The sequence below is a fragment of the Citrobacter sp. Ce119 genome, assembly GCF_030334525.1.
GTDB classification, from domain to species: Bacteria; Pseudomonadota; Gammaproteobacteria; order Enterobacterales; family Enterobacteriaceae; genus Citrobacter; species Citrobacter europaeus.
On the sequence record NZ_JAOWDR010000017.1, the window covers coordinates 97,625 to 109,965 of the forward strand.

The 12,341-nt window shown below is 51.1% G+C and carries 9 protein-coding genes; 4 read left to right on the forward strand and 5 right to left on the reverse strand.

Annotation, left to right across the window (positions count from 1 at the left end; all coding sequences use genetic code 11):
* Window positions 1-18 precede the first annotated feature (18 nt).
* On the reverse strand, window positions 19-708 hold the full coding sequence (gene yjcO / locus OGV80_RS02100; protein ID WP_043018100.1) for a Sel1 family TPR-like repeat protein YjcO: 690 nt from the start codon (window positions 706-708) through the stop codon (window positions 19-21).
* 103 nt (window positions 709-811) lie between these two features.
* Complete coding sequence (gene fdhF, locus OGV80_RS02105) at window positions 812-2,959, reverse strand: formate dehydrogenase subunit alpha (RefSeq protein ID WP_080625853.1); 2,148 nt, start codon at window positions 2,957-2,959, stop codon at window positions 812-814.
* 288 nt (window positions 2,960-3,247) lie between these two features.
* Between fdhF and OGV80_RS02110 the strand changes: the two genes are divergently transcribed.
* A complete protein-coding gene (locus OGV80_RS02110) occupies window positions 3,248-3,979 on the forward strand; it encodes a response regulator (protein WP_043018102.1) in 732 nt (243 codons plus the stop codon).
* A gap of 59 nt (window positions 3,980-4,038) precedes the next feature.
* On the opposite strand, the gene OGV80_RS02115 is transcribed toward OGV80_RS02110, so the two are convergent.
* The 3 genes from OGV80_RS02115 to OGV80_RS02125 are packed head-to-tail and all read right to left on the reverse strand — an operon-like array spanning window position 4,039 to window position 6,598.
* Window positions 4,039-5,043, reverse strand: coding sequence for a carbohydrate kinase family protein (locus OGV80_RS02115; protein WP_087051810.1), 1,005 nt, complete (start codon window positions 5,041-5,043; stop codon window positions 4,039-4,041).
* Window positions 5,040-5,900 (reverse strand): ketose 1,6-bisphosphate aldolase, encoded by an 861-nt coding sequence (locus OGV80_RS02120; protein ID WP_075145344.1) that lies wholly within the window; start codon window positions 5,898-5,900, stop codon window positions 5,040-5,042. The genes OGV80_RS02115 and OGV80_RS02120 overlap by 4 nt, the downstream gene beginning before the upstream one ends.
* 14 nt (window positions 5,901-5,914) lie before the next feature.
* Window positions 5,915-6,598 carry a D-lyxose/D-mannose isomerase gene (locus tag OGV80_RS02125; RefSeq protein WP_087052808.1) on the reverse strand — a complete coding sequence of 228 codons (684 nt, stop codon included), beginning with the start codon at window positions 6,596-6,598 and terminating at the stop codon, window positions 5,915-5,917.
* Between the two features lie 550 nt (window positions 6,599-7,148).
* Between OGV80_RS02125 and OGV80_RS02130 the strand changes: the two genes are divergently transcribed.
* The 3 genes from OGV80_RS02130 to OGV80_RS02140 form a co-directional block, all read left to right on the forward strand.
* Window positions 7,149-9,689 (forward strand): type VI secretion system Vgr family protein, encoded by a 2,541-nt coding sequence (locus tag OGV80_RS02130; protein WP_193145846.1) that lies wholly within the window; start codon window positions 7,149-7,151, stop codon window positions 9,687-9,689.
* Complete coding sequence (locus OGV80_RS02135) at window positions 9,682-11,778, forward strand: T6SS effector phospholipase Tle3 domain-containing protein (RefSeq protein ID WP_087052806.1); 2,097 nt, start codon at window positions 9,682-9,684, stop codon at window positions 11,776-11,778. The genes OGV80_RS02130 and OGV80_RS02135 overlap by 8 nt, the downstream gene beginning before the upstream one ends.
* 9 nt (window positions 11,779-11,787) lie before the next feature.
* On the forward strand, window positions 11,788-12,341 hold a 554-nt coding region (locus OGV80_RS02140), incomplete at its 3' end, for a T6SS immunity protein Tli3 family protein (protein ID WP_286513467.1).

Below are 12,341 nucleotides of genomic sequence, written 5' to 3' on the forward strand. Positions count from 1 at the left end.
ATCCGGCAATGCAAACCATTACCCGTTTGTTAACTTATCAAACTCTTCGCAGCCGGTATCGAACCCTTCTATACAGCTCAGATTCAGCCAGTGCAACGCTTTCTGTTTATTCTTCACGATAAAACCCTGTTCACCGTTTAAGAACATCATTCCGGCCCAGTACTCGGAATAACCGGTGCGGGAAATGGCTGAGCTACGCTTGAAATACCATGTCGCTTTCTCATCATCTGCGGGAATACCCACGCCGTTGGCGTAAATCAGTCCGAGCAGCATTTGCGCGTCGACGGCGGAATCATTTTCCAGGTCTTCGGAGGCGTTTTGCAGCAAGGTAATAGCTTTAGGATAATCTGTGTGTCCTGCCTGGGTGTTGACCAGAATCCGCGCCAGGGTCAGTTCTCCCGCTTTACTGCCCGCTTTGGCTGCCTTTTCCGCCAGCGTTTTGGCCTGGGGGTAATCCAGACTGACCGGATTCGTAATTTTGATTTGCGCCAGTAGCGCGCAGGCGTCGGCATCGCCGTTGTCGGCGGCTTTTTGCGCCCAATACTCGGCTTTGCTCAAATCGCCTGAACTGAACCAGCTATCGGCAAGAAAGTACTGTGCGCGACGGTCCCCTGCCTCAGCGGCCTGTAAGTACTGGCTTCCTGGTTCAGTATCACTGGCATGGGCAAAGAATGTCATAAAGAACATCAATGCAATGAGTTGTTTCATTTTGAGTTTTATTTAGGGTACGGAATGAACAGTATAAAGAGATCGTATGGATAAAAAAACAGCCTCCGGGCGGAGGCTGTTGCAGAACAGGTACGTAAACGGACTAACCCATCGCGCTTTCGCGCAGGCTGGCTTTCAGCTTAGTGTACTCATCAATGACATACTGCTCGGCAGCGCGCTGATCGGCAATGCGTTCAACGTTAACGGCACAGTACTTATACTCCGGCGTTTTGGTAATCGGGCTTAAGTTCTCGGTTACCAGCTCATTACATGCGCCAATCCACCACTGGTAGGTCATGTAAATCGCACCTTTGTTTGGACGATCGCTGACTGCCGCACGGGTGATGACCCGGCCTTTACGCGAATTAACCCATACCAGTTCTTCATCCTGGATGCCCAGGCGTTCTGCGTCGGCGGTGTTGATCTGGGCATAGCCCGGTTCATCCGCCAGCGCGGCCAGCGCCGCACAGTTACCGGTCATCGAACGGCAAGAGTAGTGGCCGACTTCACGCACTGTAGACAGCACCATCGGGTACTCCTCAGTGAGTTTGTCGATTGGTGCTACCCAGTCGCAGGTGAAGAACTGCGCCAGTCCGTTCGGGGTGTCGAACTTCTCTTTGAAGAGGTAAGACGTACCCTGATCGGCTTCTGAGGTATCGCGACAAGGCCACTGGATATAACCCAGTTCGCCCATTTTCTCGTAAGTTGCACCGTAGAAATCCGGGCACAGATGACGCAACTCATCCCAGATTTCCTGGGTGTTGTTGTAGTGCATCGGGTAGCCCATACGGGTGGCGATTTCACTGATAATCTGCCAGTCCGTTTTCAGATCCCACTTCGGCTCAACGGCTTTAAAGAAGCGCTGGAAGCCACGGTCAGCCGCAGAGAAGACACCTTCATGCTCGCCCCATGACGTAGACGGTAAAATAACGTCTGCGGCAGCGGCAGTTTTGGTCATGAAGATATCCTGCACGATGACCAGTTCCAGATCCTCAAAGCCTTTGCGCACTGCGGAGAGTTCAGCATCGGTCTGTAATGGATCTTCACCCATAATGTACGCCGCGCGTACTTCGCCATGCGCCGCACGGTGCGGCAGTTCGCTGATGCGATAACCGGTATGCGCAGGCAGACTTTCCACGCCCCAGGCTTTAGCGAATTTCTCGCGGTTTTCCGGGAACTTAACGTACTGATAGCCCGGATAGGTATCCGGCAGCGCGCCCATGTCGCATGCGCCCTGAACGTTGTTCTGGCCACGAACCGGGTTAACGCCCACGCTTGGCTTACCGAGGTTACCGGTCAGCATTGCGAGGCTGGTCAGTGAACGCACGGTTTCCACGCCCTGATAGAACTGGGTAACACCCATGCCCCACAGGATAGCCGCGCTTTTTGCCGTGGCATACATACGTGCAGCCTGACGAATATCCTGCGCGCTAACGCCAGTGATATCTTCGACGGACTCCGGCGTGTAGCCTTCGACAATCTTGCTGTACTCTTCGAATCCTTCTGTACGGGAGGCGACGAACGCCTGGTCGTACAGTTTTTCTTCGATGATGACATGACCCATGGCGTTAAGCAGCGCGATGTTCGAGCCGTTTTTCAACGCGATGTGCATGTCGGCAATACGCGCGGTTTCAATTTTGCGCGGATCGCAGACGATGATTTTCGCCCCGTTACGTTTAGCATTAATCACGTGATTCGCCACGATCGGGTGGGAATCCGCCGGGTTATACCCGAAGATGAACACTAAATCTGTATTATCAATTTCATTGATAGCATTACTCATTGCGCCGTTACCGACCGATTGGTGCAGACCTGCAACCGATGGGCCGTGTCAGACGCGAGCGCAGCAGTCAACGTTATTGGTACCAATAACGGCGCGCGCGAATTTTTGCATTACATAGTTGGTTTCGTTACCCGTACCGCGAGATGAACCGGTCGTCTGAATAGCGTCCGGGCCATACTTCGCTTTGATGGCGCTCAGACGAGTGGCGACGTAATCAAGCGCTTCATCCCAGGAAACAGATTCCAGTTTGCCGCCACGCTGGCGACGGATCATTGGGGTTTTCAGACGAGGGGTCAGGATCTGGGTATCGTTGATAAAATCCCAGCCATAGTAGCCCTTCAGACACAGGGTACCCTGATTGGTTTTCCCCTGCGCCGCTTCAGCCCGGACGATTTTGCCGTTATCGACCACCAGGTTGATTTTGCAACCTGATGCGCAATATGGGCAAACCGTGACGACTTTTTTCATCGGTCTCGCTCCAGTTAATCAAATCGCGCATACGCGCTTGTCGCTTTAGCTATGCATCTTTTATGCCATGTTTTTATCAGGGGCATTAGTTGATATTACGGGCGAATTTTGCGCAAAACCCTGACGAAAAACAGGCTGTCGTCATATTTGACGTGACGAATCTCCAATACGTGACGGCCCGGCAGTGTGACCGAGGTTATGTTTCCCACACATCCTTGTGCCTTATCGCTGTCACTCTGTGCAGAATCAATCACACTCATTTAAGTTGGCCAGAAATGGGGAAAAACAATGAAGCCAGCCATACTGGTTGTGGATGATGACATCGCTGTCTGCACACTTTTACAGGATGTGCTAAGCGAACACGTCTTTGCGGTGACCGCTTGTCACACCGGGCAGGAGGCGCTGCGCTGCATTGAGACTCAGCCGGAAATCGCTCTGGTATTGCTGGACATGATGTTGCCTGATATTAACGGTCTGATGGTGCTGCAGCAGGTGCAAAAGATGAGACCCGGATTACCGGTGGTGATGCTGACGGGGCTTGGCAGCGAGTCGGATGTGGTTGTCGGGCTGGAGATGGGCGCTGACGACTACATCGGTAAACCGTTCAATGCGCGGGTGCTGGTGGCACGGGTAAAGGCGGTGCTCAGACGCGTCGGCGTGTTAATGGCAGAGAGCGGCGGCCCTCAAACTTCGGGGCTTTCTTTTAACGGCTGGCATCTCGATACTGCCGGTTGCCAGCTACATAATCCCCAGCAATTGAAGGTGGAGTTGACGCAGGGGGAATACAGCCTGCTGCTGGCGCTGGCCCAAAACGCCCGCCGGGTGCTGAGTCGGGAACAACTGCTGGAACTGACGCGCAGCGACAGCGTCGAGGTGTTTGACCGCACCATTGATGTGTTAATCATGCGGCTGCGGCGAAAAATAGAGATCAACCCGCACCAGCCAATGTTGATCAAAACCCTGCGCGGGCTGGGTTATGTGTTTGCCGCCGACGTGCAGCATCACGATAAGGCGGCGTAAACGCCTTATCCGGCCTACAAAAGTGATAACGACCCCGTAGGCCTGATAAGCGCAGCGCATCAGGCATCAGCCATCCCGGCTTCTAACTCTGCCAGCGTTTTCGCGCCGTCTATCGCGTTGGCGCACAGCAAACTGGCCCGCGCACAGGCGTGCGCCAGTCTGACGCTGTCCGTCAGCGACCAGCGCTCATGGCAGCCATACAAAAATCCGGCGCAAAACGCATCTCCCGCCCCAACGCTGCCAACGATCTCCTCCTGCGCCAGATAGTGTGACGGGATCCAGACGCCCGGCAGGTCCGGCGCTTCACCCCAGGCACCTTCCGGACAGTGAATAACCACCCGCTGGCGTACGCCTGCATTCAACAGCTCGCGCGCAGCGGTGGCGATGTGTGCAATATGCAGTTCGCCGTTGGGCTGGCGGATCTCCAGCCCGCTGAACTCCCCGGCTTCCAGCTCGTTAATCACCAGATAGTCGAGATGGCGCAGGGCCGGCATCACCAGAGGCTGGTAACGCGGGTCACCCTTGCGTGAGACCAGATCCAGCGACGTTTCAAAGCCATTGTCGCGCATTTGTGCCAGCAGCCGGGCGCTACGCGTCCCGTACTCCTCATCCGGCATGTCCAGACTGTCGAGCAGCAGCAGATACCCAAGATGGAAGATTTTCATCGAGGTATCCAGTTGCTCAAAAGCGGGCAGATCCAGCAGTCGGTTGGCACCAGGCGAGTGGAAAAAGGTGCGCTGACCGCTGGGATCGGTCATTACCTGCGACATCGACGTGGGGGCGAATGTTGTGCGCTGCACGTGTTGGCGATTAACGTGATACTGCTCCAGCATCGCCATGATGTAGTCGCCGTCGCTGTCCTGACCGATTAACCCCACCGCCTGTAGCGGCAGTCCGGCGTGCATTTTCGCCAGCGTCAGCAGCACGTTGAGCGGCGCACCGCCCGTGGCGCGTTCGCTACGGGTGATTTCCGCCAGCCAGCCGCGTTCCGGCCACTGCACAATTTGATGTACATGATCGACCAGCATGTTGCCTGCAGCGATAACGCCTTTGCGTTCCATCAGACCCGTCCCGCGCTGCCAAAAATGCGCATCTGTTCTGAAACGGTATCGGTAATGGCTTCTTCAATACCGAGCAGCAGTTCGGCGAATTCGTCGTACAGCGGCTGACGATTCGCCATCCGCGTCTCTACTGCCGACAGCGCCGCCTGCGACATGCCGGTATAGAAGTTGATTTTATGAATGCCGAGTTCAATCGCGCGCTTGAAATCGTCGTCGCTGATGCCGGAACCGCCGTGCAGTACCAGCGGGATTGCCGCCTGCTGGCGAATAGCGTCCAGACGCGGGAAGTCGAGCACCGGTTCGCCTTTATATTTTCCGTGCGCATTGCCAATGGCGACCGCCAGTGCGTCAATCCCGGTTCTGTCGACGAAATCACGCGCCATCATCGGGTCGGTAAATAACGACTCGTCGGCATGACCATACAGCGCGCCGCCTTCATCACCGCCCACCGCGCCCAGTTCGGCTTCCACCGACACGCCGACGGCATGGCACATCTTTACCACTTCGCGGGTCTGGCGGACATTTTCTTCATACTCCAGCGTGGAGCCATCGAACATCACTGAACTGAACCCTAAGCGTAGTGCCCGAACCACCGACTCAAAGTGCAGGCCGTGGTCAAGGTTCAATACCACCGGAATGTCATGCCGCGCGGCTTCGAATTTGACCGCTTCGACCAGAGAATCCAGGGAGATATATTTAAAGTGCACCTCGGCTATGTTGATGATAAACGGCGAACGTTCCTGCTTTGCCGCGGCAAACAGCGCGCGCAGGAAGTGGGAGTCCAGAACGTTAAACGCCCCTAAGGCATAGCGATGCTCACGGGCATGGGCAAGGCCATCAGCGAGAGATATCAACGGCATAATGCGCTCCTTGGTTAGCGGAACAGGCGATATTCGTTACACAGCACCAGCTGCGCAGGTTCGTCTTCTTCAATGTCGTTATAGCGGGCGATCGGTTGCAGAAAGTGGTTATCGTGGTCGTCGTCATTAACAGACGAAACCTCGCCGACCAGCACGTCGCCAAAACCTTTTTCCGCCCAGAAGCTGTGATACAGGCCCGGTGGCAGGCAGATGCTTTCACCCGGCGTCAGGCGCAACTGACTGCCTGCCGCATGGGTTTGCCGACAGCCGTCAATCACCACGCTTACGTCGGTCTGCTCCGTTTGCTCCCGGATCCCCGCATTCCACAGTTCCACTATTAAATTGCCGCCGCCGCGATTGATAATGTCTTCGCGCTTGCGCCAGTGAAAATGCATCGGCGTGACCTGTGCATCGCGAACATGCATGATTTTCTCGGCGTAGCATTTCTCATAAGGCATACCTTTCGGCGAGCCGTTACGCAGAGTGAACAGCGTTAACCCTTGCGCGGCGAAATTGTTGCCGCCAAACGCGGTGACATCCCAACCGAGCTTAAGGTCGAACACTTCGCCCCAGGCAGAGGCATCAAGCTTGCGCCATTGGGTCGGCGGGAAACTGGCAAAAGGGGGGAGATGCACGTCGTGCTGAGAGAAAAACTGGCGCGTGTGGCCAAGGATCTCGTTTATTGCGGAGCGTTTCATTGATTCTCCTGTGGCTGATAAGATGACCTTTATGCGGCCCTCTCTCAAGGGGAGAGGGAGAAAACCAAAATCTTTCCTGGTGAACACATGGGCATAATCCAGTTACCTCTCCCCTCACAGCAGAATAGGGAATAGTTATATTTTATTGTGTTTTTTTATGGAAGGATGTGATTTATTCAATAAAATAATAAATAAAAAGGCTGTTTTTATAAATGTTATTAAAAATCATTGTCTTAATACTTGTTTTTTTAGTCGCGCCTCAGTTTTTGGAACCATTTGGATGTGATTATTGGATTGTTGCCTTACGATGAAAAAACGAATGCTGGGCTATATAAACCGTTTTGTTAGAAAATGATGTCATTGAATCTAAATTCGCGCCAGTTAATCGTTTATTTATATGTCAGGATTATATTACACGTTTAACTAATAATAATTAATTCACTTTCCAGATTTGTTTCCAGTAAAAAAATAACCCTTTTTTTATTATTGTTGATATGCTGACTGGACTTTATTTCTTATGTATTACTTTCTTTTGGTAAGGGATGCGATAATGAAAAAAGGATCAGGGTTCTATAATCTGGAAGGTATAGTTTCAGAGGAGAGTATAAATAAGTATTTATTCTCTGTTAGGGACGAGGGTAAGTTAGGGTTGCTGGATGTTGAAACAATTGAAGGTCATGAAAATTTAAGTAAACCATACAGTTATAAAATTACATTCACATCAAAACAAAAAAACATCCCTCCTGACTCACTTCTTAACATTGAAGGCTCGCTGAAAATCAGAGCACCTAATCATAACTGGAATAAATATATTCAAGGTTCTGAGAAGTGGCTATATGAACGGCAAATTGAAGGCGTCATTACGTCATTTTCGCTTATTAGCACATCAGCGGATGAGTCACTGTACGAAATCAGGTTAGAGCATAAGCTGGCATTACTCTCACGATGCAAGCGTTCGGCTATTTACCTGAACATAAATGTGCCGAAACTGGTCACGCAGATCCTCAAAGAACATGCTTTTGCCGATTATGAAATCGACTTTGATAATCTTGTTTGTATCTATCCCAACCGGGAAATGATTGTTCAGTGGGAGGAGTCAGATTTAGCGTTTATCAGCCGCATCCTGTCAGAAGTTGGGATCTGGTTCAGGATCGCAAATCATCATGCTGTTTCGCACATTATGGTGGTTATCTTCAGTGATTCACAATGCCAATACCTCTTTGATCAAAAGATTATGCACTCATCCCATGCCGGGCTGACATCAAATGAGTATTCGATCGATCAGCTGGTATCAAAGCACAACGTTGTCTCCGCTGGCGTTAAAGTGAAGAACTTTGATTACAGGCTGGCAAACTCGCAGATGCTAAACGCTGACGCCGATGTGTCTGCGGAAAGGGCTACGGCATATGGCACAGAGTATCGCTATGCGGATATCCATCATCAGCCAGGATCGCAATTTGCCGAGGCGCAGCCAGGCGAGTCCAGCTGGTTTTACGCCAAACTGCATCACGAAATTATTCTTAATAATCAATCCATTTTAACCGGTGTGACCACCAGTCCGTCGATCGTGCCGGGGATGGTGCTGGAAATTGACGGCGCCATTCCACATGCCTTCGCCTCTGGATTTGTGGTAACGGCAATGCAGGTGACGGGGAGGCGCGATGCAGCGCTCCAGTCCCGGCTTATCGGTATTCCCTACAGCCAGAACGTTTGTTTTCGACCGCAGCCGCTACCCCGGCCACGTATTGCAGGTACTGTTCCCGCGATCGTTTCATCACCAATAGACAATGACCAATATGCTCATATCGATGTGCAGGGTCGCTATTGGGTGAAGTTTGATTTTGACCTCGACCAGCACAGGCAAGGTTATGAAAGCATGCCCGTTCGTCTGGCGCGGGTTTATGCCGGTGATACTTATGGTCATCACTTTCCGTTAATCCAGGGCACAGAGGTCGCCATTGCGTTTGAAGGCGGCGATCCGGAAAGACCTTTTATTGCGCACGCTCTGCATCATGCTCCAAAGCCTGATCCCGTTACCAGCCGCAACAATACTCGTAACGTCATCCGCACTGCGGGTCTTAATAAGCTGCGGATGGAGGACCGGCGCGGGCAGGAACACGTCAAACTGAGTACCGAGTACGGCAAAACGCAGTTGAACATGGGCCATCTTGTAGATGCTGGCGGTAAACCTCGCGGCGAAGGCGCAGAACTGCGCACCGATGACCGCGCGGTCCTGAGGGCGGCAAAGGGGATACTACTCACGACTGAGGCGCAGCCAAAAGCCCAGGGTAAGCAGCTCGATATGAGCGCAGTGGTTCAGCAGCTTCAGGCCGCGCTTACGCTGGCAACGTCGCTTCAGCAGAGCGCGCTGACGGCACAGGCGTTAAATGTCGAACTGGGACCGCAGCAGCAGCTTAACGCCGCGCTTGAACAGCTTACCCGCTCGGGGCTGGTGGCCTACGCCGATCACGGTATGGCCCTGCTGACACCGCAAACGATGGCATTATCAGCAGACAAAGATTTGTCGCTAAACGCCGCCAGCAACGGCAGTTTTAACGTCTTTAAAAAACTCTCAATGGCCGTTGGGCAGGGCCTGTCACTTTTCAGCAGAGCTATCGGAATCAAAATCATCGCCGCAAAAGATGATATTTCCGTCCAGGCGCAGCGCGGGGAAATGGGCCTGCTTTCTGATAAGCATTTTCATATTCAGAGTATGAACGGCAACGTGACCATCAGCGCCAGGAAGAATATCCAGCTTTTGTGCGGTGGTGGCGGTATCAGAATAAATGAAGACGGCTCAGTAAAAATATTCTCTCCCGCAAAAGTGCAGTTGAAAGGCACCACTCTTGACTGGAGCGGACCGGAGTCGGCAAAAGACAAAACCCCTGTCTTTCAGGAAGAACAGTTTCATCGCCGCATTAAATTACATGGCTCTGGCAACCCAGACGATGTTCTGAAAAATACAAAATTCAGACTGACTAAGGCATCAGGCGAAACCATTGAAGGCGTCACAGACGATGAAGGAATGACGCCGTTATTGGATATGACTGAAATGGACGAAATGAAAATGGAGATTTTGCCAAATGAGTAACAATCCCTTTAATCCGCAGGTGGTGGCGACAGGTGTACAGGGCGTGCCTAAATCTACGGGCGGAAAAATGGCGGTCTGCGACGTGCCCGTTAAGTATTCCATGCCCTGCATTGTGATCCTTGTGCACGGCGTCAACGATGTGGGCGAGGCCTATCAGAATCAGGAGGAGGGTATTATCGCTGGCCTGAATGAACGTATGGGTCGCACGGATATGTATCCGCATGAATGGCAGCAGTACAAAATGGATATGGGCGATGGCGAGCAGCAGAATATAAAAATGCCCGGACGCAGCCCGGTCATTCCATTTTATTGGGGGTATAAACCCGTCGATCATGCGACGTATATAGAAGACCAGCGGCGTTATCGCGAAGAACGGGCTAAATCAGGAGACGCCGCAAAACTGCCTTACAACGCCTATCAGGAAGATGACAACACAAAGCTGGAAAAACTGGGCCATATTCCCCAAACCACCTTGAAATATCAGAATGATAATTTCGGTAATGTTCTCGATGATGTGTACGCCAAAGGCGGGGGTACCTTTGCCAATGCGACAACCACTATTCCGGATATGTTAGGGCCGGGCTCCGGCGGCCTGGCGAACGGTGCGGCAGGATTTGCATCACTGTATATGAATGCCGGGGATTTTACGCACCCTATTTATGATAATCCGCACCGTATTTATCAGTTTTTTGCCGCGCAGCGGCTGGCTGATTTAATGCTGATGATTCGAAGAGAACCAGCAACAAAACTGGACCCAATTAATATTGTTGCACATTCACAGGGGACTATTATCACTATGCTCGCCAATATGCTGGTCATGCAGGCTAATGAGAAACCCGCTGACTGCGTGATACTTAACCATTCTCCCTACGCACTGGAAAAAACGGCTGCTGAAAGCATGACGCCCGGACATCATCAAACGGATCGCGCCCGGCAGCAGACGTTCCGCAATTTCTGTCATTTGATGGCGACCAACGCCAGATACGGTAAGGGGCAATATCACACGCAGGCCGAGATTGATGAATTAGAAGGCGCGCTGTGCCTGAGTAAAACCAATTCACAGTGGCGCAAGAATAAACTTTATACGCGTAATAACTTTGGCAAGGTATATAACTATTTTTGCCCCAATGACAGCGTGGTTTCATTACTTAACGTCCAGGGTTTGGGCTGGCGGGGAGTCCCCCATAACATTGCCAGCGGCATAGAAAATCTGCGCCAGCGGGTTTTCTGTGAAAATGGTCCGGAAATAGGCGGCAGCCCGCTGAGCGTGCCTTTTGAAATGCCGGCGTTAGAAAAGAATAGCTTTAATCAGGATACGGGCGCGACCAGACAATATACGTTTGCGGATGTTGTTGTGAATGGTGAGCAGCTCCCCGTCACCTTCAGACACCAGTTACAGGGTGCGGGAAGTCAGTATAAATATTCGATAGCGCCAGGTTCACCCGATCAGGACATCTCATTTTCTGCAAAAGCCACGGTTATTGCGCGCACTGAGACAGATTTCAAAAATCTCAGCAGCGCAGGTTTCGATTATTTACAGCCGGGCCAGGAATTAACGCCCACTGAACTTGCGATATTCTCCAAAAAATATGGCAAGCCTTATACCAAAGGCGTTGTTCTGGGCGGGGGATACAATAAGACCGTTCAGTTGATTTATGAAAAAACGCCGGATGAGCTGCAAAAAGAATGGATGCAATCAGAGCAGGTTGGTTACAGCCAGCATTCCTCTATTGTTATGTCGAAAGATGCCCCCGCGAAAGCGATGCCTTTCGATCTGGCGGTGGGAATATGCAGAGCATTTGATCACCGCTGCGGAGAATTCTGGACCGAGCTACTCCTGCGCGGGGACTGGCGTATGAAGCGTAATGGTCTTCAGGAAGCAGTTGAATATTATAAATCAGGAGAGCTAAACGACAGGAAAACAAAAATATATATGAATAAACCAGATGATATTTTACCGACAGGAACGTTTGGCGTGGTTAACGAATATTGCCATTCAACAACGGTTAAACCTGCCAGACATAATGAAATATATAATACCGAGACACCCAATCTGCAATGGGATATGCCCAAAATACTTAACGTTTAAGGATGAGTTATGATAATGGGAAATGTGGTAAGCGTAATCGTCGTAGCAATTTCACTATGTGTTATCTCTGGCTGTACAAAAAAAACACCCTCACAGGTTATTTATCGTTATGACGATAATCGTTATCTGGAGTTAAAAGGCTATTATTGTGAGGGAGCGCTTTGGTATCATGACATTAGAAAAGATATTCATAAAGAGATATATGATGGAGTATTTGCTTCCTTCAGGATATTCTCTGGGATATATATCCATCCATCGGATAAATACATCTTTATTCCTGAATGGGAACCCGGTGCATATACAATATCTAAAGACTATGGACAAACGTGGCAGGTCGCAACGTATATGTCCCCATCTCAGGGGCAAGAGAAAAATTCTGATGGGAATATGGTCGACAGACCTGAAGGAAAAGAAATAAAAAGAGTGGTGGTGGTTAATAATCAGGCATTTATTACCACGGCGAAGGGGCATTTATATCTGAGTTCATACCCTTTTGACGACCCGCGTCTGGCGCCGGGTGGACCGGGTATAGATTATCAATACTTTGATGACACGTATTATCT